A 22,300-nucleotide genomic window follows, 5' to 3' on the forward strand; every position below is an offset into this window, starting at 1 on the left:
CTGTGCTCCGGACACTTTCACCGTTGCGCCGTCGGGCGTATGGCCCCGTTCCACGCCCGGCTGCACCATGGCGGTCTGTTCTCCCTAGGAAGCACATGCTCATCGCACAGTTGTCCGATCCGCACATCCGGCCTGAAGGCGTGCTCTACCAAGGCGTCGCAGCTTCTAACCAGATGTTTGCGGAAGCACTTGCACATTTGCACACGCTCGACCGCGTGCCCGACCTGCTGCTGATCACCGGCGATCTCGTGGACGAGGGACGGCCCGAGGAATACGCGATGGTCCGCGAGCTGCTCTCGGCATCGCGCATTCCCTTCCTCGTGATCCCCGGCAACCACGATCACCGCGAGAACTTCCGCATCGCCTTTCGGGACCAGCCCTATCTGCCGGCCGAAGGCGCTCTGCACTGGTGCGTGGACGACCATCCGGTGCGCTTCATCGGGCTCGACTCGTGCCCCGTCGGAAAGCACCACGGACACGTCGACGCGCAGGCGGTCGAGTGGCTGGCGCACACGCTCGCGCAGGACACCGCCAAGCCCACCGTGCTCATGCTTCATCACCCGCCCTTCATCAGCGGGATCCCCTACATGGACATCTACCGCTGCATGGAGACAAAGCAACTGGAGGCGGTGGTTCGCCGTGCACCCAACGTCGAACTCGTGCTGTGCGGCCACGTGCATCGCACGATGCTGCGCCGATGGGCTGGCACCGTTGTCTGTTCCTGCCCGAGCACCACCACCGAGATCGATCTGCAGCTTGCCGCCGACGCGCCGCCGCAGTCGCACATCGGACCGCGCGGCTGCATGCTGCACCTGTGGGACGAGGCCCACGGCATGGTCAGCCACGTGAGCCACATCGGCGCTTTCGCGGGTCCCTACGGATTCGCCTGAGCACGGCGAGCGACGAGGGAGCGCTCCTGCGCGGGAGGAGCTGTCGTTCGATCATTCGCCTGCAATTGACCGAAGACCGCGCTGGGCGCACATATCCAAGCGACAGCAGCAGGAGCGAGCGTGTCACGGCAAAAAGTCAAGAGGCGATTGCCTCGAATACAGGCACTCTGGCGGCGACCCGCATGATTGCTGGCAACGCCGATGTTGTCCCTGTGTTATCCACAAAGTTTCCCACAGAGCCATGGGACAACTTTCCTGCGGGAAGACATCGTCTCGCGCTTCCCCGCGGCCTCATCTCGTCTCTGCACGGCTGGAGCAGCTGCTGGTTCCTTGGCTCGCTGATCCGCTGGTGCCGACAGAAACGCTGCAGCAGGCTAAGGGGCGAATCGCCTGTGACGCCGGCAAGCTACTAGCGGGTGCTTTCCTGGTCGCGCACGTGAAGGATGGTGCCGTCCTGCGAAAACTCGAGCAGCAGGGGCGCATCGAGCATCTGGTACTTCTGCGCGAGCTGGAACAGCGCCTCCTTGAAGGACCCGCTGAAGCTCGCGGAACGGACCTCCGGCGTGATCGTGTAGTCGCGAGTGCTGTCCCACTGCACGCTGACGCCCACCGCGTTGCCCCAACGCAGGATCACGAGCCGCAACGACTCGTCCTCGATCGGCCAGTGGGCACGCACTGCGCGGACTCGCCGGTCGATCAACGCGGCGGCATCCGCTGCCGAGGTGTCGGTCGCGGCCTGCGCAGGAAGCACAGCTTCCGGCGCAGGCAGGGCAACGGCCGCGGGCATGTCCCGCCCGATCTTCTCCACCTGCACTCCCGCGGTGGCACCGGCGAGGGTGGTGAAGAGGCTCGCGCCGAGGGCTGCCCAGGTCGATGGATGGAGCAGGGCTCTTCCGAGCGGCGAATTCACAGATTGACGGTGTTCTGACAGTTCGATTCCGGGGCCACCGCGCACAGCCACCATGTCGCAGCCGGCCACCATTTCTGATGGTATCCGGCTCGCGAGGTCGTGATCTGCTTCGGACCGGTCGAACCGCGCTGCCGATGGGCATCCGTGGGCGCCTCGTGACCCTGCCGAAACAGCCATCCCCGACAGCAAAGCGCTTGGGGCTTGACCCACCATGCGCTGACCTGCCTCCTCCAAAAAGAAAACCCGCCGAAGCGGGCCAAATGGACAGCCGGTGGAGGGAGGAGGGAGAGAATGGCTGTCCGGGGTGGAGTTTAATCCTTTTGTACTCAACATGAAACCCCGGTCGGGGACGCGGTGTCCGTGGCAGCTGACCTGTCCGGAGGCCGCATGCCGTGGGGCCCTTGCGTTTCTTGAACTGGCGGGGCCGATCCCTATGTTCCGCCTCGGAGTGAACTGTTGAGGAGTTGCAATGCCGATGGACTTTCTGCGGCGCATCGAGGAGGCTTCCTTTCCCCTGGCCATCCACGAAGAGGCCGACATACAGCGGGCCGCCGTGCTGGTGGCCGCCCAGTTGATCGAGGCCAACCTTCCCGAGCCCGGCAAGGGCGAGGGGCGCGGCGCGGTGATCCTGCGCATCACGCCGTTGGGGCGGGCGGAGCTCTCTCGGCTTCGGCCGCAGTGAGGGCGAGGCATCAGGTTCGTTTCGCGCCGGCTCGGCGCTCACACCCCTGCCGGTAGCAACGCGGCAAGCGCGTCTCGCATCAGCCGCGCGATCAGCTGCTGGCGCTCGCGCGGCATGCGCTCCAGGGTCGAGGCCACGCTGATGGCGGCCGAGGGTTCGCCGTCGGCGTTGTGCACCGCCATGCCCACTGCGAGAACGCCGTCGGTGGCATGGTTGCCGATGACCGACCAGCCCCGTTCGCGCGTGGCCTGCACCAGCAGCGCCATCCGCTCGGGCGTCATCCCGCCGTAGCGCGGCAGGCTCGTCGCGTTGGCTGCGATGGCGGCCTTCACCTGATCGTCGGGCAGTGCCGACAGCAGGGCCAGCCCCGCCGCGCCCACGCCGAGTGGCTGGCGGGTTCCGACCTGGATCACGAGGATCTGTATCGGGTGCGTTCCGACGTGCCTCGCGATGCATCGCGAGGCGGCGCCCTCGCGCACGATGGCGAAGGCCGCGTCTCCGCATGCCGTGCTCACCCGTTCCAGCACGGGGCGCAGGCGCGCCGCCAGGTTCGGCGCCGCATCGTTCAGCGCCAGGGCGGCCAGCCGCTGCCCCGCCACGTAGCGGAAGCGCCCGCGCTGCGCCACGTAGCCGCTCTCCACCAGCGTGGCGATCAATCGGTGGACCGTCGCGCGCTCCAGCTGCGCGATGCGGCACAGGTCCACCACGCGGAGTCCCTCGCGGTCGGCCGCGAGCACGGCGTCCAGCAGTTGCAGGCCGCGACGAAGCGTCCGGCCGCCGCCGTCCTCCGCTTGCTCGCTGCCGGATCGGCCGCGCGCCGGGGTCGTCGAAGCGGGCTCGGGATCGAGGTTGGTGGAGGGGCGGCGGGTCGGCATGCGGTGGATCTCGGGGCGGGAGCGGGACCTCCGAGTGTGCCCAAAACGTCCGCCTGCCGGACGTTTCGATTGGTGCGCTGGTCGGGCCTGCCGAAGAATTCCCCGCTGACGCATCGGCCGCCTGCGAAATGCAGGGCTGTTGGCAGGGGCCATCGCCGACGTCGAGACCTCGAAGGAGACAACACGACATGATTCCCCCCACCGCATCCCGCCGGCGGCTGCTGGCACTTGCCACCGCGCTGCTTTGCAGCGCGGCCCTTCCCGCACGGGCCGAGCCCGCGGCCTGGCCGTCCAAGCCGATCAAGCTCGTGGTCGGCTATGCCGCGGGAGGCGCCACGGACGTGGTCGCGCGCCTGGTCGCGGTGCGGCTCGGCGAGCAGCTCGGACAGCCCGTGCTCGTGGACAACCGCACGGGCGCCAACAGCAACGTGGGCGCAGAGGCCGTGGCGCGCGCCCCGGCGGACGGCTACACGCTCTACGTCTACACCATCGCCAACACGATCAACGCTTCGCTCTATGCGCGGCTCGGCTACGACCCGGTGAAGGACTTCGAGCCGGTCGGCCTGATCGCGAAGATTCCCAACATCCTGGTGGTCAACCCCAAGCTGCCCATCAGGAGCGTGGCCGACTACCTGCGCTTCGCGAAGGAGCAGCCCGACGGCATCACCTTCGCCTCCTCGGGCAGCGGTTCGTCCATCCACCTGTCCGGCGAGATGTTCAAGATGAAGGCGGGCCTGAAGATGCTGCACGTGCCCTACAGGGGGAGCGCACCCGCGATCACCGACCTGCTGGGCGGGCAGGTGCAGTCGATGTTCGACAACATGCCCTCGGCACTACCCCACGTGCAGGGCGGACGCCTGCGCGCGATCGCCATCACGAGCGCGCAGCGTTCGCCGCTCTTGCCCGACGTCCCCACGGTGGCGGAGTCGGGCTACCCGGGCTTCGACGTGCAGTCGTGGTTCGGGCTGGCCGCACCGGCGGGTACGCCGCATCCGGTGATCGAGCGCCTGAACGCCGCGCTGGACAAGGTGATGGCCGCACCCGAGGTGCGCCAGCGCCTGAGGGACCTGGGCGCCACGCCCGAAGCCGGCACGCCCGAGCAGATGCGCGCCCTCGCCGCGGCGGAGATCAAGCGCTGGCGGGAGGTGGTCAAGGCCTCGGGCGCCAAGGCCGAATAGATCGCAGCCAAGGCAACCCCCAAGCTCAACCCCGACAACGCCGACAAGGAGCCTCCACCGCATGTTTCCGATCGACTTCTTCTGGCGTGCTGCCCAGCGCTGGCCCGAGCGCATCGCCATCGATGCCCCCGAGGGCCCGATCCGCTACGACGCGCTCGCCGCGCAGGTGGCCGCGCTCGCCGCCGCACTGAATGCCCTCGACCCCGAACCGCAAAGCCGCGTGGGCATCTGCGCGAACAACAGCGCCGGGCACATCGCGGCACTGCTGGCCGTGCTGGCCTGCGGCAAGGTGTGGGTGCCGCTCAATCCGAAGAGCACCCGCCCCGAGCTGCGCCGCATCGTCGACGCGACCGAGCCTTCGATCCTCGTCGTCGAGCCAGGCTGCGCCGGCCTGCTCGAAGGCGCGCCGGGCGCGCGCATCCATTGCGGCGAAGCAGCGGCCGGCGAACCCACCGTCGCGTCGCTGACGGCGCGCCATGCCGGTGCCGCACGGCCGTCGTTCCATCTGCCGCCCGAGGCTGCGCAGGCCATCAAGTTCACCGGGGGCACCACCGGCGCGCCCAAGGGGGTGATCCAGCCGTACCGCGCCTGGATGGCCACGATCGTCAACCAGATCCATGCCTGGGGCTTCGACGCGAACGACCGCTACATCGTGGCCGCGCCCATCACGCACGGCACCTCGACCTATCTCCTGCCCATCCTGGCGCAGGGCGGCTGTCACGTGCTGCTGGCGGAAGGCGGCGCGCAGGCGGTGCGCACGGCCTTCCGCGAGCGCGGGGGCACGGTGTGCTTCATGCCGCCCACCCTGGTCTACATGCTGATGGCGCTGCCGGGCGCATCGCGCGCCGACTTCCCTCAGCTGCGCCGGCTGATCTACGGCGGAGCGCCGATGCCGCCCGAGAAGATTCGCCAGGTGCGCGACTTCTTCGGTTCGGTGCTCGGCACCACCTACGGCCAGACCGAGGCGCCGCAGATCCTGACCGTGATGCGGCCCGAGGACTTCGAGGACGAGCGCAACTGGGCGGCCGTGGGCCGCGCCACGTGGTACAGCGACGTGGCCATCATGGCGCCCGATGGCCGGCTGCTGCCTGCAGGCGAGGTCGGCGAGGTGGTGGCGCGCGGCGACCTGGTGATGAGCGGCTACTGGCGCCTGCCCGACAAGACCGCCGAGACGCTCGTGGGCGACTGGCTGCACACCGGCGACCGCGGCCTGATCGACGATCGCGGCTATCTGTACCTCAAGGACCGGCTCAAGGACCTCGTCATCACCGGCGGCTTCAACGTCTATCCGGTGGACGTGGAGAACGCGCTCGGCCAGCACCCCGCCGTGCACGAGTGCGCGGTGTTCGGCATCCCCGACGACAAGTGGGGCGAGGCGGTGCAGGCCGCCGTGCAGCTGCGCCCCGGCGCGCAGGTCTCGGCCGCCGAGCTGATCGCCTTCGTGCGCGAACGCCTGGGGCCCGTGCAGACGCCCAAGCAGGTCCACTTCTACGAGAGCCTGCCTCGCTCGCCCGTGGGCAAGGTGCTCAAGGCGGCCGTGCGCGAACGCGCAGTGGCCGGCGGGGCCGCCACCTCGGCCACCTCTTCTTCCTCTTCAACCGCCACCGTCCAATGAAAGACCACGCCATGCCCGACGCTCCAGCCACGCCCGTGACGGGCCTCTGCACCCATACGCTCACCAGCCTCCACTACCGGGACGACGACCTCGTCGAGGACCTGCTCGGCAAGAAGACCTTCACCGAGGCGCTGCTCAAGCAGATCCTGAACCGCACGCCGCGCGGCGTGGACCTGCGCATCACCGACGCCGTGTTGATCGTGCTGATGGAGCACGGCCTCACGCCCAGCGCCATCGCCACGCGCCTGGTCTACATGAGCGCGCCCGAGAACCTGCAGGGCGCCGTCTCTGCGGGGCTGCTCGCGGTGGGCAGTTCCTTCGTCGGCACGATGGAGAACTGCTCGGGCCTGCTCGATCGCATCGGCGCAGCCGCCGATGCGGACGCCGAAGCGCTGGAGATCGCGCGCGAGCACAAGGCGCTCAAGGCGGCGGTGCCCGGCTTCGGCCATCACCTGCACAAGCCGGTCGATCCGCGCGCCTACAAGCTGCTCGACATGGCACGTGCCGAGCCCGAACTGCCCGGAGACAAGGTGCGCGCGCTCGAGCGCCTGTCGGCGGCGGTGGACGCGGTGGCGGGGCGCCCCATCACGATCAATGCCACGGGCGCCGTGGCGGCCCTGCTCGGCGAGATCGGCGTGCCCACCGCCGTGATGCGCGGTTTCGCGGTCATCTCGCGCGCGGCGGGCCTGGTGGCGCACATCGTCGAGGAGCAGCAAAGCCCGTCCGGCCGCTTCATCTGGGACACGGTCGAGCACGCGATCCCGTTCGTGGCTGCAGCCGAGGCGCCGCGATAAAGGCGCCGACGTCGGCGCGCGGCCGAGCCTGCGGGGCGGTGGTCACCGTGGAGCGACGACCTCGAATTCGAACTGCACGGGGGCGGAGCCCTCGACGTAGACGCTGATCAGGTAGCGGCCGGGAGGGTCGCCCTTGACCACGTCCCAGGCCTTCGAGATGGTGCCGTCGTAGACGGTCAGGGTCGCGTCCAGCGAAAGCGTCTTTCGGTCCGCCGACATGCCGTGAGCCTGGCCGCCGGTGCCCCATGTCTTCGGGGCTTCCGGCAACGTCATGCGTTCGAGCACGCGCACCTTGCCGTTCTTGCGGTTGAGCTTCAGGGCCCATCCGTAGCCCTGGCCGACCGCCAGGGGGACGGTGTTCGAGACCCTGAAGTCCAGCACTTCGTTGTTCGGCGCGAGCCGGACGAGGCCGAAGGTCGCGTCGAGCGGACACGCGGCGTTCGATGCCGCAGCCTCGGCGCAAGCCTTGAACACGGCGGCGTTGGATTCGGCGACGGCGCTGCGCGATGCGGCGCCCGTCGTCTGAGCGCCCGCGTGGGTGCAAGCGGCTGCGGCGAGTAGAACGAGAAGGTGGCGAATGCGTTTCATGGGATATGAACTCGGTCGGCGACGGGCGAGAGATTAAGCCATCGGACGCGCGTGCCGGCATGCTTCGAAGGCCGATCGATCGAGGGCTTCAGGCGAAGGGATCGATCTAGAAAAGATGTTCTAGAATATTTGTTCTAGATAAACATCGACCCGCCCCGTTGGCGGATTCCATGCCCAAGTCAAATCGCCCGATCAAGCCCACGCCGGCCGAACTCAACCTGCTTCGCGTCCTCTGGGAACTCGGCCCCGCGACGGTGAAGCAGGTTCATCTGGCCGTGCAGGCCGACCGGCCCGAAGCAACCTACGCCACCGTGTTGAGGCAACTTCAGCTCATGCATGCCAAGGGGCTGCTGCGGCGCGACGAGAGCGAGCGGTCCCATGTCTATGCGGCGGCCCAGAAGAAGAACGCGCTTCAGACCAATCTGCTCAAGGAGCTGATCAACAAGGCCTTCGCCGGCTCAGGGAAGGCGCTGGTTCTGGCCGCATTGCGAGGACACGTGACGCAGGAGGAGCGTGCCGAGATACGGCAGATCCTGCACGGAGAGGACCAGTGAGCGATCTGCCCCTCGGCGTCGTCGACGCCCTGGGTCACGCGCTGCTGCATTTCGTGTGGAAGGGCGCTCTGCTCGGCATGGCAACCGCCGTCCTGCTGAGATCGCTGCGCCACGGCAGACCGCAAACCCGCTATGCGCTGCTTCTTGGAGCGTTGATGCTTTGCGTCGCCATACCCGCCCTCGACGCGTACCGGTACCTCGGCACCGGCGCGGCAGCCCCTGACGCATGGGGCGTCAGGAACTGGGATGGATGGCCGGCCGCTTTCCCGAGCGGCTTCATGCCCTGGCTGGTGGCGGCCTGGCTGCTTGGCGTTGTCGCCATGTCGATACGCCTCGCCTCCGGGCTGCTCTGGGTCGCTCGCGCAGCCGCCTGCCATCGTGGCCGGGAAGATGCGAAATGGCAGACGCACGTGTTGCGCATGGCCGCGCACTGGGGCATTCGCCGCCACATCTCCCTGTGCATCGTGCCCCGGCTCGAACGGCCGCTCACCGCGGGCTGGTGGCGCCCGGTCATCCTGCTGCCCGCCGCATTGCTGACGCAGATGCCGGCCCCTTTGCTCGAGGCCTTGCTGGCGCATGAGGTTGCCCATATCAGGCGCTTCGATTACCTGTTCAACCTGCTGCAGGTTGCCGTGGAAGCCCTGGTGTTCTACCACCCGGTCGTGTGGTGGTTGTCCCGCGAGATCCGCATCGAGCGGGAGAAGATCGCGGATGAACTCGCAGCCAGCTATCTCGGTGAACCTCGCCGGCTCGCGTTGGCGCTGGAGCAATTGAGCCATCTCGATCCCGGCTCTGCGCCGACGCCGTTCCTCGGGCAATTTGCCGGCAGAGGCGAGCTTTCGGACCGCATCCGGCAACTGGTGCGTCCAGGTCATCGCTCGCCGCATTGGAGGGCCGTTGTTCCTGCCGCCACCTTCGCGGTGCTGGCGGCAGGCGTTGCGCTCGTCACGCTCCGGGCGGAACCCGTCCACGATGCGGTTGCGCACGCCCCCGATGACGCGATCAAGGCACTTGGTGGCTCGATCCGATCGAATCACGCCTTGTTGATCGACGACAGTTCGGGACGCGTGCTGTTGCAGAAGAACGCTTCAGAAGTCGCGCCCGTCGCCTCGCTGACCAAGCTGGTCACCGCCATGGTGGTACTCGACGCGAGGCCCGACATGGAAGCCATGGTCAGCATCGACGCGATCGATGCCGGCGGGGCGGATCGCGAGCGCGTGGGGATTCCCGTGGGAACGAACCTGCCCTTCAGGGAGGTCGTGCGGCTTGCGCTCATGTCCTCGGACAATCGTGCGACCTATGCGCTCGCCAGGCGGTATCCCGGAGGCATGGCCGCGTTCGAGGCCGCGCTGCGAGCCAAGATATCCGCACTGGGTCTGGCGCATACCAGTTTGAGCGAGCCCACGGGACTTTCCGCGCGCAACACTTCCACTGCGGCCGACATGGCTGTGGTGGCCCTTGCAGCCTCGCGCTATCCGGCCATCGCGCAGGGAACCACGATCGCCGCCGACACCATCGACATCGACGGCAGGAAGATCGAATACCGCAACACCAATCCCCTCGTCGGCCAGCGAGGCTGGGACATCCAGTTGTCGAAGACGGGATTCATCGATGCGGCAGGGCGCTGCCTGGTCATGCGCCTGCGCTCTTCGGGACGCAGCTTCACGATGGTGCTGCTCAACTCCAGCGGGACGGCAGCACTGGCCGAAGACACCACCAACATCCGAAACGCGCTCCAGGGCATTGCCGCAGGGCATCGTGCCTGACGGCCGGTTCACGTCGCCATCATCCAATCCCTTTGCGAACTCGACATCGAATGAAGACACTGCGTCGCCTTGCTCCCACCGTTCCCCTCTGTATTGCCGCGCTGCTTGCGGCTCCCGTGGCGCATGCCCGGACGCTATGTACCGTGATCGCGGATGCCGACACCGGTGAGTTCGTCGTCAAGCAGGGGCAGTGTGATGAAAGGGTCACGCCTGCGTCCACCTTCAAGATCGCGCTTGCCCTGATGGGCTTCGATTCCGGATTCCTGAAGAACGAGCATGCGCCCGTGCTGCCCTTTCGCGAAGGCTATCCCGCATGGAACGAGAGCTGGAAGCAGCCGACGGATCCCCAGCGCTGGCTGAAGTACTCGGTGTTCTGGTTCTCGCAGAGGGTGACGTATGCACTGGGCAAGGAGCGATTTGCACGCTATGCCGAGGAGTTCGCGTACGGCAACGCCGACGTATCGGGCGACCCAGGGAAAGGCAATGGACTGGAGCGGTCCTGGGTCTCGTCCTCCCTGAAAATCTCGCCTCTGGAGCAGATCGGCTTCGTGAGAAAGCTGATCCACGACCAGTTGCCCGTATCGCGCGGCGCGTCCGAGATGACGCGCCGGACCATCGAGGCCATCGAACTGCCGGACGGATGGACTGCGCACGGAAAAACCGGCACGGCCTACCCCAAGATGCCCGATGGTTCCAGCGACGAGGCGCATGGATACGGCTGGTACGTGGGCTGGATCACCAAGGGAAAAAAATCCTTCGTGTTCGCACGGTTGGACCAGGACGAGAAGAAGGCATCGCCGCCCACCGGCTTGCGTGTACGTGATTCGCTCCTGCCGACGCTGCCTGCACTTCTCGGTCCCACGGCGAAGTGACCGCCGTCGGCGACGATCGACGCAGCGCGCGGATCGACGTGCTGCGGGGCATTGCGATCCTGCTCGTTCTGCTGCACCACTTCAACATCGCCTATCGGCTCGAGGACACGCTCCTTGCACGTGCCATGGGCTGGGAGGCGGTGCGAGCGCTGGTTCGCAACGGAAACTACGGCGTGACGATGTTCTTCGTCATCTCCGGCTTCCTGATCACGTCGAATGCCAAGAGGCGGTGGGGTGCCCTCGAAAAGATCAGGCCGCTGGAGTTCTACGGCATGCGCGTGGCTCGAATCGTGCCGTGTCTCCTGCTTCTGCTGGTGGTCGTCAACCTCCTGGCTTGGGCGGGCATCGCGATCTTCCAGAACCGCCCGGCCTCGGGAGCGCCGATCTCCCTCTGGCTCGTCAACCTGGCCTCCCTGACCTTCTGGATGAACGTCCTGCTGGATCGTTACGGGTGGGTCAACTATGCGCTGGGCGTGCTTTGGTCCCTGTCGGTCGAGGAAGTGTTCTACCTCTGCTTTCCGATTCTTTGCGTGGCGATGCGCCAGGAACGCCGCCTGCTGTTGTTCTGGACGACGCTGATCGCGTTCGCGCCGGTCTACCGCCTGATGCACCAGGGCGATGAAGCCGGATTCCTCTACGCCTACTTCGCATCGTTTGACGGCATCGCTGTCGGCTGCTGCATGGCCTTGCTCGCCGAACGTGTGACGCTCACTGCGCGTGCAAGAGGATTGCTTCAGATCGGCACGGCAGCCTCCATGGTCTTCCTCTACCTCTACTGGCCCATCTCGCAGAGCAATGTCCTGGGCGTTACTGCGATGTCCTTCGGCACCGCCATCCTGCTGCTCGGTACAAGCGATCGATCAGGTGGAGAGACCAGCACTCGCATGGGATTGGGGCGTGCATTCGAATGGCTTGGGCGGCGCAGCTATGAGCTTTACCTGTTCCACCTCGTCTTGCTGGGAGGCTTGCGGACCATGTTCCCGCCCCGGCTGGCCGATGGCGACGAGAAGATGTTCCTGCTCAGCGCCTTCCTGATCCTGACGCTGGGAGTGGGCGAAGGCATCGCTCGTTTCTACAGTGAGCCCCTCAACTCGCGGATTCGCCGCCGCATCGCAGCCTCGAACCCCATGAGGGGCACCGGAGATCCAGCGAGCAGTTTGAAGAACTGACAGGGCTCGCAGGCCCGCTGCCACTGGGGGTGATGGTTGCAGCTCGGGCGCGGGAGCGGCGTGCGCCTCAGCTAGCTGCTCGACCTGCCCTTGACCCTCTTCGAAGCAAACAGCGCTTCGCAAGACGCGCGCAGCCAGCGGCTGGCCGGGTCCTGGTGATAGCGCGCATGCCAGTGCTGCTTGACGGTGAAGGGCGGTACCGGCACCGGGCAATCGTGGACCTTCAGGACGCCGGGATTCGAGTTCGCGAGGGTCTCGCCGATGTGGCGCGGCACGGTAGCGATCAGGTCGGTCGTGGACACGACGGCCGCAAGCCCGAGAAACCCCGGCAGTTCGAGCAAGACACGCCGCTCGACCTTCTGCCGCTGCAGTGCCGCCTCCAGCAGCAGCACACCGGTGCCCCCGACGATGCCGACATGGGCCTCGGCCTTGTACTCGCGCAGGCCCAATCCCTTGGCGCCGATGCGCGGATGGCGCGCGTTCACCAGGCACACCCAGTCCTGTGGATAGAGGACCTGCTGGTAGAAGCCCGATTCCAGCTGGGGCACCAGGCCGATCGCGAGGTCTGCCTCGCCCGATTGCAGCGCCTGGGAGGTTTGCTCGTCGATGCGCGCGGCCTCCAGGCGAACGCCGGGCGCGACTGCCCGCACGTGCGCCAGCAGGCGCGGCAGCAGGGTGATGTGGCTGGCGTCCGTCATGCAGATGCGAAAGCGCCGTGTCGCGATCGACGGGTCGAAGGGCTCTGCAGGCGCGGCCACGCGTCGCAGTGCGGCCAGGGCTTCCCGCACCGGCACGATCAGCTCCTGCGCGCGTGGTGTGGGCTGCATGCCCGTGGGGGTGCGCACGAAAAGATCGTCGCCCAATTGCCGGCGCAGGCGTCCGAGCCAGTTGCTCACGGTCGGCTGGCTCTGGCCCATGGCCTCGCCCGCCCGCGTCACGCTGTTCGTGCTGTAGAGCAGGTCGAACAGGCGCAGCAGCCTGATGCTGAGAAGGGACGCGTCGCCTTCGATGTCGTCGTCATGGTCCAAGCCGCACCTCCATTTCAATATGAAATGTAGATCATGGCGGGCATGCTATGGGCAACATGGGTGCCGGAGCCTATCGTCGGGTCATTCCGAACGGAGACTCACATGAAGATCTATTTTCTCGGCGCCGGCGCCCTGGGTTGCGCCATCGGCGGGACCCTTGCCGCCGCGGGGTCCGACGTCACACTGATCGACCCCTACCAGGCCCACGTCGACGCGATCAACCGCGACGGCCTGCGCATGAAGGTCGGCGATTCGGAGCGCGTCGTCAGGGTACGCGCCGCGCTCGACGCCGCGAAGCTGGAGGCCCCGGACCTCCTCATCGTGCTGGTCAAGTCCTTCCACACGCGAGCAGCCATCGAAGGGGCACGAAACATCGTGGGGCCCGACACGGCCGTGATGTCGCTGCAGAACGGCATGGGCCATGAAGAAATCCTCTCGGAGGTGGTGGGCGCCGGGCATGTGCTGGCCGGCAAGACCTACGTCGGCGGCGTGATGCTCGCTGCGGGTCATGTCATTGCCGGCACGCAGGGCAAGCGCACGGTGATCGGCGAGATCGACGGTCGCATCAGCGAACGCGCCAGGGCGATCGCCGCCGAGTTCGAGCGCGCCGAGCTGCCGTGCGAGGTCAGCGGCAACATCCTCGGCGCGATGTGGGACAAGCTCCTGATCAACGTCGCGACCGGTGCGCTCAGCGGCATCACCGGCCAGGTCTACGGAAGCCTCTACGCGGTGCCGGAGATCGAAGCCACGGCCATCGCCGCGGTGGCCGAAGCGATGACGGTTGCCGAGGCCGGCGGCGTGAAGCTGTCGATCAAGGCGCCGCGCGACGCCTGGGTGATGGCTGCCGAGGGTCTGCCCTACGAATTCAAGACCTCGATGCTGCAGAGCCTGGAGAAGGGCTCGATCACCGAGATCGACTTCATCAACGGCGCGGTCGTGCGCATCGGCCGGAAATACGACATACCGACGCCCGTCAACCAGACGCTGGTCGCCGCGATCAAGGGCATCGAACGCCGCATGGAGGCGAAATGAACACCCGTGCCATACCGAAAGCCTACGTCGAGCACGTCGCCATCTGGGTGCGCGACATCCATTGGCACATCAAGTTCTTCCACGACGTGTGCGGCATGACCATGCGGGAAGTGCAGGGCACCGTGGAGGAGCCGATCCAGTACTGGACGCTCGGCGGCATGCAGTTCATGGCCAAGCCCGACTACGAAGGTCCCGAAGGGCGGCTGGGCCACCTGGGCGTGATGTGCGAGGACCTCGAGGCCGCACTGGCGGCTGCAAAGGCCTTCGGCGTCACCGAGATGCCGCAAGGCCGCAACTGGCTGCGCCTGCCCGATGGCCTGGCCGTCGAATTCATCCAGGCCAGCCCCGGTGCCGTGGCCAAGGCGCTGGCGATCGATCCTCGCGCCTGAACCTGATCGAACCGGAGACCTACGCAATGAACACACTCACCATCGAAGACAAGTACTGGGACGACGCCGTCGTCGGCGAGGAATGCATCAGCCCGCCGTACGAAGTGACGGAAGCCCGCGTGATGGCCTACGCCGATCTCACGGGCGACCACACGCCCGTGCACACCGACGAGGCCTACGCCCGCACCACGCCTTTCGGCACCCGCGTGGCCCACGGACTGTTCGGCCTCTCGATCGCCGACGGCCTGAAGACGAAGAGCGACATGCGCTTCATGCCCGGCATGTCGCTGGGCTGGGAGTGGAGCTTCGTCGCGCCCATCAAGCTCGGCGACACGGTGCGGGTGAGATTCCGCGTCGAGTCCAAGCGCGAATCGAAGAGCAAGCCCGGCTGGGGCATCCTGGTGCTGCCGTCGGAACTGATCAACCAGCGCGACGAAGTCGTGCAGAAGGGTGAGCATCGCGTGATGGTGCCCAGGAGGCCGGCATGAACGCGGCGGCACAGCAGGCATTGCCCCTGGCGGGAATGCGCGTCATCGACTACAGCCACTTCCTTGCCGGTCCCTACGTGGGTCGGTGCCTGGCCGCGCTGGGCGCCGAAGTCATCAAGGTGGAGCGCCCCGGCTCCGGCGATGCCGGCCGGCAGCATGCCTGGTTCGTCGGCGACCACAGCGGCTACTTCCTGCAGCAGAACATGGGCAAGAAAGGCCTGTCGGTCAACACCAAGGACCCGCGCGGCCGCGCGCTGATGAAGAAGCTGGTCGACAGCGCCGACGTCTTCGTCGAGAACTACCGCCCCGGCGCGCTGGAGAAGCTGGGCCTGGGCTACGCGGAACTGGCCGAGACCAACCCCGGCCTCGTCTACTGCTCGATCTCCGCATACGGCCATACCGGGCCGGACTCGCACCGCGCCGGCTTCGGTCTCATTGCGGAAGCCAAGAGCGGCATCATGCAGATGGTCGGCAATCCCGGCGAGGCGCCGCCGCTGCTGCGCATCTCGCTGGGCGACATGTACACCGGCATCCACGCGGTGGCGGCGATCAACGCCGCGCTGCTGGGCCGCGTGAAGTCGGGCCGCGGACAGCACATCGACATGGCGCTGTACGACACGCTGGTGTCGATGCACGAATACGCGGTGCAGTGCTACACCCTGTCGGGCGGCAAGGAGGTACCGGTGCAGACCGGCCACGACATGCCCAATTCGACGCTGTACGGCGTGTTTCGCGCGCAGGACGGCGACCTCGTGATTGCGGCGCAGGTCGACGATGCATGGAAGCGCTTCGCTGCTCTCGTCGAGCAGAACGGCGGACCCGCCGGCTTCGGGAGCGACACGCGCCTGCACGATGCGGCCGGACGCAACGCGAGCCGCCTGGAGATCCTCGAAGTGGTTCGTCCTTGGGTGGCGCAGCGCCCCGTGGCCGAGATCCTGAAGATGCTCGACGGCATCGACGTGCCCTGTGCCAAGGTTCAGCGCATCGACGAGGTGCTGGCCGATCCGCAGATCCAGGCGCGCGGCATGGTGGTGGAGCAGGAGCACCCGGTGCTGGGCAAGATCCGCCTGCCCAACCTGCCCTTCCGCATGTCCGGAGGCGACACCTCGATCACGCAGGTGGCACCGGAACTCGGCGAGCACAACGCCGAGATCGCCGCGAGCCTGGGCTACGACGCCGCCCAGATCGCCGAGATGCAGGCCGACGGCGTCCTCTACAGCGCATGAGCAGGAGGGCAGCATGACCGACCGCTACGCCGTCATCGGCAATCCCATCGGCCACACCAAGTCGCCGTTCATCCACGGCAGCTTTGCGCAGGCGACCGGCCAGGACATCGAATACGGCGCCATCGAAGGCTCGCTCGAGCGCTTCGCGGACGACGTGCACGCGTTTCGCAAGGCGGGCGGGCTGGGCCTGAACGTGACCGCGCCGTTCAAGCTGCAGGCACTGGCCCTGGCGACCGAGCGCCTGGAGCGTGCCGAGCTGGCCGGCGCCACCAATGCACTCAAGTTCGAAGGCGACCGCATCCTTGCCGACAATTTCGACGGCGTGGGCTTGACCAGGGACATCCAGAGCAACCTGGGTTTCGCTCTCAAGGGCGCGCGCATGCTGGTGCTCGGTTCGGGTGGTGCGGTGCGCGGAGCCCTGCTGCCCTTTCTCGCGCAGCAGCCGGCCAAACTGGTGCTCGCGAACCGGACCTTGCCGAAGGCGGTCGACCTCGCTGCGCAGTTCGCAGCGCATGGCCCCGTGCATGCCTGCGCCTATGCAGACCTGGCCGGGGAGCGATTCGACATCGTCATCAACGGCACCTCGGCCAGCCTCAAGGCCGAGTTGCCACCGGTGCCCGCGGAGACCTTCCAGAACGCCAGGCTCGCCTACGAACTGGCCTACGGCAAGGGCCTGACGCCCTTCCTGCGGCTGGCCCAGAACGCAGGCGTGCCCAAGCTCGCCGACGGCGTGGGCATGCTGGTCGAGCAGGCGGCGGAAGCCTTCCTGTGGTGGCGCGGCGTGCGCCCCGACACCCGTCCGGTCATCGAGCGAATGACCATCCCGCTGGCCTGAGGCCGCGGCAGAAAGGAAAGATCCATGAAGATCCTCATGCTCCACGGCATCAACCACAACATGTTCGGCAAGCGCGATCCGAAGCAATACGGCACCACGACGCTCGCCGAGATCGACGCGAAGCTGCAGGCGCTCGGCAGGGAGCTGGGCGCGGAGGTCGAGAGCTTCCAGACCAACAGCGAAAGCGCCATGTGCGAGCGCATCCACCAGGGCTTCGCCGACGGCGTCGACGCGGTCCTGATCAACGCGGGCGCATGGACGCACTACAGCTACGGCATACGGGACGCGCTGGCGATCCTCACGGTACCGGTGGTCGAGCTGCACATGTCCAATATCCATGCGCGCGAGGAGTTTCGGCACCACTCCGTGTTCGCCGACATCGTGAAGGGCCAGATCTGCGGCTTCGGGCTGGACAGCTACCTGCTTGCACTGCGTGCTGCCGTGTCGGCGGTGCGCGGCGTGAGCTAGCGCGGCAGCGCGGCTATCGGGCGCTCGAACCGCGTGGGCGCGGTGCATCGCGGCCCTTTTCTCGCACAAGTTGTGCGAGAAATTCCGGCTCGGTGTAGGTCTCGTGGAACTGGCGCATGCGCCACAGGCTCGCTGCCGAAAACCCGGCGGTCCCGGGGAATGATGCCCGGAGATCCCGCGCCAGCCAGTCGACCACCGCGTCGCCCCAGCCGCGACGTGCCTGCTGCTCGCGGATGGCCTGTCCGATGTCCCAGTACAGCCCCACCAGCTCGCGGTTGACCGCGCGTGCGGCGGACAGCCGCGCACCGTCGATGCGATGTTTGAGATCCTCGACGAAACGGGCGTAGTCGAACGGGGTGGAAGCGGTGGAGGCAGGCACCGGGCAAATATAGTGCCTTGAGTGCCTGTGGGAGGTGCTGCGCGCGTTCAGTGATGGGCTTGCATCTCAGGCAAGGGCATGACGCACATGCGGGATGGGCGTTGCTTGCCGCGCTGCGCAGGGGTTTCGTGGCTTCGGTGCCCCGGTGCTCTAAGGCCGGCGCCTGCCCGATGGCAGGCGCAGACCATGGAGATCGAGAAAGAGAAGGGGGCTACGCCCGCTTCCTGAAGAGCGCCGATCCACCGCTGGCGCGCGCGACATCGGCGGCAGCCTGCATCAACGTGGAACCGAGCTCCTCCATGCGCTGCGGCGTGAGCCGTACGGCCGGACCCGCGATGGTGATCACGCCGATGGCCTGACCTGCGTTGCCCCAGACGGGTGCCGCCATGGCCGTCATGCCGGGAGCGAACACTTCGTTGATCATGCTGAAGCCGCGCTGGCGCGCGGCCTTCACGTAGGTCATCACGGCCTTGAGGGTGGTGGGTGCCTTGGGGCCGAAATCCTCGGGCTTGCCCAGGCCCTTCTTTGCGACAAGTGCCATCGCATCGTCATCGGCCAGGGTAGAGAGCCACGCGTGCCCCGCGGCGCTGCACGACAGCGCCACCGACAGGCCCATGTCGGGGTCGTAGCGCAGGCCGTGCGTCGCCCCCTGCGCCTTGGCGACGAAGGTGAGGTCGTCGCCGTCCACCACCGCGAGCCGCACGAGTTCGCCCGATGCCTTGGCGAGCTGGTCGAGCAAGGGCTGCGCCACGTCCACGACGCCCGAGTTGCTGAGGAAGGACAGGCCGATGGAGACGAGCTTGATGGTCAGGACATAGTGGCCGTCGCGCGCCTCCTGCCGCACGTAGGCGTATCGGATCAGCTCGGTCAGCAGGCGATGCGAGGCGCTCAGCGGAATCTGCAGGTCGGCCGCGAGCGTGGACAGCGCCACGCCTTCCGGATGGTTCGCCAGATATTCCAGCACCTTGAAGCTGCGCCCCAGCACTTCGCTCATATGAATCTCCCGGTTGCACGTCGCGGCGTCCTTCGCGACGGAGTGAACTCTAGCAGAAGCAGGGAAGGGATTTCCATAGTGGAAATGTTTTCCGGAAATTTCTAGTATTCGGGCACCACGGTCCACGCACCGCCTCTCTGTTTCCTTCCTGGAGTCAACCTCGTGAAACTTCTTCGCACCCTCGCCATCGCTGGTTTCTGCATCGGCCTTGCCGCGCCCTCGTGGGCCCAGCAGGAGCGCACCATCCGCTTCGGCCACCTCAACAACACCGACCACCCGGTGAGCCTTGGCGTGAAGCGCTTCGCCGAACTGCTCGCGGCCAAGAGCGGGGGCAAGATGAAGGTGCAGGAATTCCCGGCCAATCAGCTGGGCAACGAGATGCAGCAGCAGTCGGCGTTGCAGGGCGGCGTGCAGCAGATGTCGGCACCGGCGACGACCTCGCTCGCGGGGATCGTCAAGGAGTTCGGCCTGATCGACTTTCCCTTCGCCGTCGCGAACTTCGAGCAGGCCGACCAGCTGCTCGACGGCCCGCTCGGCCAGGCGCTGATCGCCAAGTTGCCCGAGAAGGGACTGGTGGCGCTCGGCTACTGGGACCTGGGTTTCCGCAACGTGACCAACAGCAAGCACCCCATCACCAAGGCCGAAGACCTCCAGGGGCTGAAGATCCGCGTGATCCCGAACCCGGTGTTCCTGGACACCTTCAAGGCGTTCAAGGCCAACCCCGTGCCGATGCCCTTCGCCGAGCTCTATGGCGCGCTCGAATCGAAGGCGGTCGACGGCCAGGAGAACCCGTTCGCCGTGATCCTGTCGAACAAGTTCTACGAAGTGCAGAAGTTCGTGAGCGCCACCAACCACGTGTATGCGGCCAACATCGTGCTCGTGAGCAAGAAGTTCTGGGACCAGCTCACCCCCGCTGAACAGAAGTGGATGCGCGAGGCGGCCGACGAGGCGCGCAGCTACCAGCGGCAGGTCAGCCGCGCCGCGGCGCAGAAGGCGGTCGGCGAGCTTCAGGCCAAGGGGTCGCAGTTCAACGAAGTGAGCCCGAAGGAGCAGGTGCGCATGCGCGAGATCACGCAGCCGGTGATCGACAAGTTCGCGACTCAGTACGAGCCTGCGACGGTCAAGCTCTACAACGACGAGCTCGCGCGCATCCGGGGCGCGAAGCAGTGAGCGAAGGGAACCGGTCGAACATCATGAAATTCCTCGTCCTTCACGGCCCCAACCTCAACCTCTTCGGTCGTCGCGAGCCTCACATCTACGGCAGCACGACGCTGGCCGAGATCAACGCGCGCATCGACAAGCTCGCGCGCGAACTCGACATCACGGTGGAGACGATCCAGTCGAACCACGAAGGCGCGCTGGTCGATTTCCTGCACGAGCACATCGACGACGCGCAGGGCGCACTGGTCAACCCTGCCGGGCTGACCCAGCACGGCGTGCCGCTGCACGACGCGATCAAGGCCATGCCGTTCCCGGTGGTGGAGGTCCACATGTCGAACATCGCGGCCCGCGAGACGTGGCGTGCGCACTCGATCATCTCGCCGGCCGTGCGCGGCACGGTGCAGGGGCTCGGACCCCAGTCCTACCTGGCCGCGCTGCGCGCGCTGGTCGAGATCGTCCGCGACGCGAAGCAGTAGGCCACACCCATCCACCCACCCCCGACCCGCCCGCCCGCCGCGGGCGGGTTTCCTTCGACAAGAAGAAACAACATGAATCGATGGATCGACCGTGCCTGCCGGGCCGTGGAGGCGCTCATCGCGGCCTGCCTCGCGGTGATGGTGCTGCTGGTGTTCGGCAACGTGGTGCTCCGCTATGGCCTCAACTCGGGCATCACCGTGTCCGAGGAGGTCTCGCGCTGGCTCTTCATCTGGATCACCTTCCTCGGCGCGCTGGTCGCGCTGCGCGAACGTGCACACCTCGGTGTGGACATGGTGGTCGCCAAGTTGCCGCCGCTGGGCCGCAGGCTGTGCCTCGGACTGAGCCAGCTGACGATGCTCTACGTGCTGTGGCTGTTGTTCGAAGGCTGCCTGGCCCAGACGAAGATCAACTGGGACGTGGAGGCCCCCGTCACGGGCGCTTCGATGGCCGTGGTCTACGCCTCTGGCCTGGTGTTCTCCGTGCTGGCGGCGCTGCTCCTGGTCTTCGAGCTGGTGCGCCTTCTCACCGGCCGCGTTGCCGATGACGAGCTCGTCGCGATCCAGGAGTCCGAGGAGGCGACCGTGCTCGCACAGGTGCTCGCGGAAGGCTCTCCCGCAGCGGTGCATGTCTCGCAGAAGGAGCGCGGCAAATGACCATCGCCGTCTTTCTCGGCTCGCTGCTGATCGCGATGGCGATCGGCATGCCCATCTCCTTTGCACTGCTGGTCAGCGGCGTGGCGCTGATGTGGCAGCTCGACCTGTTCGATGCGCAGATCCTGGCGCAGAACCTGATCGGCGGCGCCGACAGCTTTCCGCTGCTGGCGGTGCCCTTCTTCATGCTCGCCGGCGAGATCATGAACGTGGGCGGCCTCTCGCGCCGCATCGTCGATCTCGCCCTCGCGCTGGTGGGCCATGTGCGCGGCGGCCTGGGCTACGTGACGATCATGGCCGGCTGCCTGCTGTCGGCGCTGTCGGGCTCGGCAGTGGCTGACGCGGCCGCGCTCACTGCGCTGCTGCTGCCGATGATGGTCTCGGCCGGACACGAGAAGGCGCGCTCCGGCGGCCTGATCGCGGCTACCGGCATCATCGGGCCGGTGATCCCGCCGAGCATCGGCCTGGTGATCTTCGGCGTGGCGGCCAATGTCTCGATCTCCAAGCTCTTCCTCGCGGCGATCGTGCCGGGCCTGCTCATCGGCGGGGCGCTCTGGGTCACCTGGGCCTGGCTGGTGCGCCACGAGAAGATCGATCCGCCGCCGCGCAAGTCGGCGCGCGAGATCGTGACGGCCGCACGCTCGGCCGGCTGGGCGCTGATGCTGCCGGTGATCATCCTCGTGGGCTTGCGCATGGGCGTGTTCACGCCCACCGAGGCGGCCGTGGTGGCCGCGGTCTACGCGCTGTTCGTGGCGACCGTCATCTACCGCGAGCTGAGCTTCGCCGACCTCTACAAGGTGTTCGTGAGCGCCGCGAAGACCAGCGCGGTCGTGATGTTCCTGATCGCGGCGGCGATGGTCAGCGCGTGGCTGATCACGGTGGCCGACCTGCCTTCGAAAGTGGTGGCGCTGCTCGAGCCGTTCATGGGCAACAAGATCCTGCTGATGATCGCGATCATGGTGCTGGTGATGGCCGTGGGCACGGCGATGGACATGACGCCCACCATCCTCATCCTCACGCCGGTGCTGATGCCGGTGGTGAAGGCGGCGGGCATCGATCCGGTCTACTTCGGCGTGATGTTCATCATCAACAACTCGATCGGCCTGATCACGCCGCCCGTGGGCGTGGTCCTGAACGTGGTCGCGGGTGTCGGGCGAATGCGCATGGACGACGTCACGCGCGGCGTGCTGCCGTTCATGGCGGCCGAGTTCGCCGTCATGTTCCTGATGGTGCTCTTCCCGCCGCTGGTGACGGTGCCGGCGCGCTGGTTCGGGGGCTGA

Annotated in this window: 25 protein-coding genes; 19 read left to right on the top strand and 6 right to left on the bottom strand. The window is 66.9% G+C overall.

Annotated elements, in window-relative coordinates; genetic code table 11:
- The first annotated feature begins 95 nt into the window (after window positions 1-95).
- Complete coding sequence (locus G369_RS0128130; protein WP_019657407.1) at window positions 96-890, top strand: phosphodiesterase; 795 nt, start codon at window positions 96-98, stop codon at window positions 888-890.
- A 409-nt stretch (window positions 891-1,299) separates the two neighbouring features.
- On the opposite strand, the gene G369_RS38780 is transcribed toward G369_RS0128130, so the two are convergent.
- Window positions 1,300-1,800 (bottom strand): TcpQ domain-containing protein, encoded by a 501-nt coding sequence (locus tag G369_RS38780; protein WP_026346705.1) that lies wholly within the window; start codon window positions 1,798-1,800, stop codon window positions 1,300-1,302.
- Between the two features lie 469 nt (window positions 1,801-2,269).
- Here G369_RS38780 and G369_RS0128140 point away from each other — a divergent pair, with 469 nt between their 5' ends.
- Entirely contained in the window at window positions 2,270-2,482 is a 213-nt protein-coding gene (locus G369_RS0128140; RefSeq protein WP_019657409.1) for a hypothetical protein, read from the top strand.
- Window positions 2,483-2,520: 38 nt separating this feature from the next.
- Here the strand turns inward: G369_RS0128140 and G369_RS0128145 are convergent, their stop codons facing one another.
- Entirely contained in the window at window positions 2,521-3,357 is an 837-nt protein-coding gene (locus G369_RS0128145) for an IclR family transcriptional regulator (protein WP_019657410.1), read from the bottom strand.
- A 188-nt stretch (window positions 3,358-3,545) separates the two neighbouring features.
- On the opposite strand from G369_RS0128145, the gene G369_RS0128150 reads away from it, so the two are divergent.
- The 3 genes from G369_RS0128150 (at window position 3,546) to G369_RS0128160 (ending at window position 6,944) form a co-directional block, all read left to right on the top strand.
- Complete coding sequence (locus tag G369_RS0128150; RefSeq protein WP_019657411.1) at window positions 3,546-4,535, top strand: tripartite tricarboxylate transporter substrate binding protein; 990 nt, start codon at window positions 3,546-3,548, stop codon at window positions 4,533-4,535.
- A gap of 61 nt (window positions 4,536-4,596) precedes the next feature.
- Window positions 4,597-6,150, top strand: coding sequence for a class I adenylate-forming enzyme family protein (locus G369_RS0128155; protein WP_019657412.1), 1,554 nt, complete (start codon window positions 4,597-4,599; stop codon window positions 6,148-6,150).
- Between the two features lie 11 nt (window positions 6,151-6,161).
- Window positions 6,162-6,944, top strand: coding sequence for a citryl-CoA lyase (locus tag G369_RS0128160; RefSeq protein WP_020723321.1), 783 nt, complete (start codon window positions 6,162-6,164; stop codon window positions 6,942-6,944).
- Window positions 6,945-6,986: 42 nt separating this feature from the next.
- On the opposite strand, the gene G369_RS0128165 is transcribed toward G369_RS0128160, so the two are convergent.
- Window positions 6,987-7,532 (bottom strand): PM0630 family protein, encoded by a 546-nt coding sequence (locus G369_RS0128165; RefSeq protein WP_019657414.1) that lies wholly within the window; start codon window positions 7,530-7,532, stop codon window positions 6,987-6,989.
- A gap of 170 nt (window positions 7,533-7,702) precedes the next feature.
- Here G369_RS0128165 and G369_RS0128170 point away from each other — a divergent pair, with 170 nt between their 5' ends.
- From G369_RS0128170 to G369_RS0128190, 4 genes are read left to right on the top strand one after another with little or no spacing between them, the layout of a single operon-like run.
- Window positions 7,703-8,086: a BlaI/MecI/CopY family transcriptional regulator gene (locus tag G369_RS0128170; RefSeq protein ID WP_019657415.1), complete on the top strand. Its 384-nt coding sequence runs from the start codon at window positions 7,703-7,705 to the stop codon at window positions 8,084-8,086.
- Entirely contained in the window at window positions 8,083-9,852 is a 1,770-nt protein-coding gene (locus tag G369_RS37255; RefSeq protein WP_019657416.1) for a M56 family metallopeptidase, read from the top strand. Before G369_RS0128170 ends, G369_RS37255 begins: the two co-directional genes overlap by 4 nt.
- Before the next feature lie 50 nt (window positions 9,853-9,902).
- Window positions 9,903-10,724 carry a class D beta-lactamase gene (blaOXA, locus tag G369_RS0128185; protein ID WP_026346706.1) on the top strand — a complete coding sequence of 274 codons (822 nt, stop codon included), beginning with the start codon at window positions 9,903-9,905 and terminating at the stop codon, window positions 10,722-10,724.
- The gene (locus G369_RS0128190) at window positions 10,721-11,893 is read left to right on the top strand and encodes an acyltransferase family protein (RefSeq protein ID WP_019657418.1); all 1,173 of its coding nucleotides are present in this window, start codon (window positions 10,721-10,723) and stop codon (window positions 11,891-11,893) included. Before blaOXA ends, G369_RS0128190 begins: the two co-directional genes overlap by 4 nt.
- 71 nt (window positions 11,894-11,964) lie before the next feature.
- On the opposite strand, the gene G369_RS0128195 is transcribed toward G369_RS0128190, so the two are convergent.
- Window positions 11,965-12,921 (bottom strand): LysR family transcriptional regulator, encoded by a 957-nt coding sequence (locus G369_RS0128195; RefSeq protein WP_019657419.1) that lies wholly within the window; start codon window positions 12,919-12,921, stop codon window positions 11,965-11,967.
- Window positions 12,922-13,023: 102 nt separating this feature from the next.
- On the opposite strand from G369_RS0128195, the gene G369_RS0128200 reads away from it, so the two are divergent.
- The 6 genes from G369_RS0128200 to aroQ are packed head-to-tail and all read left to right on the top strand — an operon-like array spanning window position 13,024 to window position 17,359.
- Entirely contained in the window at window positions 13,024-13,953 is a 930-nt protein-coding gene (locus G369_RS0128200) for a ketopantoate reductase family protein (RefSeq protein ID WP_019657420.1), read from the top strand.
- Window positions 13,950-14,342 carry a VOC family protein gene (locus G369_RS0128205; RefSeq protein ID WP_019657421.1) on the top strand — a complete coding sequence of 131 codons (393 nt, stop codon included), beginning with the start codon at window positions 13,950-13,952 and terminating at the stop codon, window positions 14,340-14,342. The genes G369_RS0128200 and G369_RS0128205 overlap by 4 nt, the downstream gene beginning before the upstream one ends.
- A gap of 26 nt (window positions 14,343-14,368) precedes the next feature.
- Window positions 14,369-14,830, top strand: coding sequence for a MaoC family dehydratase (locus tag G369_RS0128210; RefSeq protein ID WP_019657422.1), 462 nt, complete (start codon window positions 14,369-14,371; stop codon window positions 14,828-14,830).
- Window positions 14,827-16,056 carry a CaiB/BaiF CoA transferase family protein gene (locus tag G369_RS0128215; RefSeq protein WP_019657423.1) on the top strand — a complete coding sequence of 410 codons (1,230 nt, stop codon included), beginning with the start codon at window positions 14,827-14,829 and terminating at the stop codon, window positions 16,054-16,056. Before G369_RS0128210 ends, G369_RS0128215 begins: the two co-directional genes overlap by 4 nt.
- Before the next feature lie 13 nt (window positions 16,057-16,069).
- Window positions 16,070-16,891, top strand: coding sequence for a shikimate dehydrogenase (gene aroE / locus G369_RS0128220; RefSeq protein ID WP_019657424.1), 822 nt, complete (start codon window positions 16,070-16,072; stop codon window positions 16,889-16,891).
- 24 nt (window positions 16,892-16,915) lie between these two features.
- Window positions 16,916-17,359 (top strand): type II 3-dehydroquinate dehydratase, encoded by a 444-nt coding sequence (aroQ, locus tag G369_RS0128225; protein WP_019657425.1) that lies wholly within the window; start codon window positions 16,916-16,918, stop codon window positions 17,357-17,359.
- Between the two features lie 13 nt (window positions 17,360-17,372).
- Here the strand turns inward: aroQ and G369_RS36475 are convergent, their stop codons facing one another.
- On the bottom strand, window positions 17,373-17,738 hold the full coding sequence (locus tag G369_RS36475; RefSeq protein ID WP_019657426.1) for a DUF1016 N-terminal domain-containing protein: 366 nt from the start codon (window positions 17,736-17,738) through the stop codon (window positions 17,373-17,375).
- 211 nt (window positions 17,739-17,949) lie between these two features.
- Window positions 17,950-18,732, bottom strand: coding sequence for an IclR family transcriptional regulator (locus tag G369_RS0128235; RefSeq protein WP_019657427.1), 783 nt, complete (start codon window positions 18,730-18,732; stop codon window positions 17,950-17,952).
- Between the two features lie 162 nt (window positions 18,733-18,894).
- Between G369_RS0128235 and G369_RS0128240 the strand changes: the two genes are divergently transcribed.
- The 4 genes from G369_RS0128240 (at window position 18,895) to G369_RS0128255 (ending at window position 22,300) form a co-directional block, all read left to right on the top strand.
- Window positions 18,895-19,902: a TRAP transporter substrate-binding protein gene (locus G369_RS0128240; protein ID WP_019657428.1), complete on the top strand. Its 1,008-nt coding sequence runs from the start codon at window positions 18,895-18,897 to the stop codon at window positions 19,900-19,902.
- A 23-nt stretch (window positions 19,903-19,925) separates the two neighbouring features.
- Window positions 19,926-20,369, top strand: a complete 444-nt coding sequence (locus G369_RS0128245; protein WP_026346707.1) for a type II 3-dehydroquinate dehydratase — start codon at window positions 19,926-19,928, stop codon at window positions 20,367-20,369.
- A 72-nt stretch (window positions 20,370-20,441) separates the two neighbouring features.
- Window positions 20,442-21,023: a TRAP transporter small permease gene (locus G369_RS0128250; protein ID WP_019657430.1), complete on the top strand. Its 582-nt coding sequence runs from the start codon at window positions 20,442-20,444 to the stop codon at window positions 21,021-21,023.
- Window positions 21,020-22,300 carry a TRAP transporter large permease subunit gene (locus G369_RS0128255; RefSeq protein ID WP_019657431.1) on the top strand — a complete coding sequence of 427 codons (1,281 nt, stop codon included), beginning with the start codon at window positions 21,020-21,022 and terminating at the stop codon, window positions 22,298-22,300. Before G369_RS0128250 ends, G369_RS0128255 begins: the two co-directional genes overlap by 4 nt.

Source organism: Variovorax atrisoli 110B (genome assembly GCF_000382045.1).
GTDB lineage: Bacteria > Pseudomonadota > Gammaproteobacteria > Burkholderiales > Burkholderiaceae_C > Variovorax > Variovorax atrisoli.

Excerpts from the sequence above, each read along its gene's own strand:
- G369_RS0128245 (WP_026346707.1), top strand. The coding sequence starts at position 19,926 with ATGAAATTCCTCGTCCTTCACGGCCCCAACCTCAACCTCTTCGGTCGT.
- G369_RS0128130 (WP_019657407.1), top strand. The coding sequence starts at position 96 with ATGCTCATCGCACAGTTGTCCGATCCGCACATCCGGCCTGAAGGCGTG.
- G369_RS0128140 (WP_019657409.1), top strand. The coding sequence starts at position 2,270 with ATGCCGATGGACTTTCTGCGGCGCATCGAGGAGGCTTCCTTTCCCCTG.
- aroE (WP_019657424.1), top strand. The coding sequence starts at position 16,070 with ATGACCGACCGCTACGCCGTCATCGGCAATCCCATCGGCCACACCAAG.
- G369_RS0128145 (WP_019657410.1), bottom strand. The coding sequence starts at position 3,357 with ATGCCGACCCGCCGCCCCTCCACCAACCTCGATCCCGAGCCCGCTTCG.
- G369_RS0128235 (WP_019657427.1), bottom strand. The coding sequence starts at position 18,732 with ATGAGCGAAGTGCTGGGGCGCAGCTTCAAGGTGCTGGAATATCTGGCG.
- G369_RS0128255 (WP_019657431.1), top strand. The coding sequence starts at position 21,020 with ATGACCATCGCCGTCTTTCTCGGCTCGCTGCTGATCGCGATGGCGATC.
- G369_RS0128150 (WP_019657411.1), top strand. The coding sequence starts at position 3,546 with ATGATTCCCCCCACCGCATCCCGCCGGCGGCTGCTGGCACTTGCCACC.
- blaOXA (WP_026346706.1), top strand. The coding sequence starts at position 9,903 with ATGAAGACACTGCGTCGCCTTGCTCCCACCGTTCCCCTCTGTATTGCC.
- aroQ (WP_019657425.1), top strand. The coding sequence starts at position 16,916 with ATGAAGATCCTCATGCTCCACGGCATCAACCACAACATGTTCGGCAAG.
- G369_RS0128165 (WP_019657414.1), bottom strand. The coding sequence starts at position 7,532 with ATGAAACGCATTCGCCACCTTCTCGTTCTACTCGCCGCAGCCGCTTGC.
- G369_RS0128170 (WP_019657415.1), top strand. The coding sequence starts at position 7,703 with ATGCCCAAGTCAAATCGCCCGATCAAGCCCACGCCGGCCGAACTCAAC.
- G369_RS0128200 (WP_019657420.1), top strand. The coding sequence starts at position 13,024 with ATGAAGATCTATTTTCTCGGCGCCGGCGCCCTGGGTTGCGCCATCGGC.
- G369_RS0128210 (WP_019657422.1), top strand. The coding sequence starts at position 14,369 with ATGAACACACTCACCATCGAAGACAAGTACTGGGACGACGCCGTCGTC.
- G369_RS0128160 (WP_020723321.1), top strand. The coding sequence starts at position 6,162 with ATGCCCGACGCTCCAGCCACGCCCGTGACGGGCCTCTGCACCCATACG.
- G369_RS0128215 (WP_019657423.1), top strand. The coding sequence starts at position 14,827 with ATGAACGCGGCGGCACAGCAGGCATTGCCCCTGGCGGGAATGCGCGTC.
- G369_RS0128205 (WP_019657421.1), top strand. The coding sequence starts at position 13,950 with ATGAACACCCGTGCCATACCGAAAGCCTACGTCGAGCACGTCGCCATC.
- G369_RS0128250 (WP_019657430.1), top strand. The coding sequence starts at position 20,442 with ATGAATCGATGGATCGACCGTGCCTGCCGGGCCGTGGAGGCGCTCATC.
- G369_RS0128155 (WP_019657412.1), top strand. The coding sequence starts at position 4,597 with ATGTTTCCGATCGACTTCTTCTGGCGTGCTGCCCAGCGCTGGCCCGAG.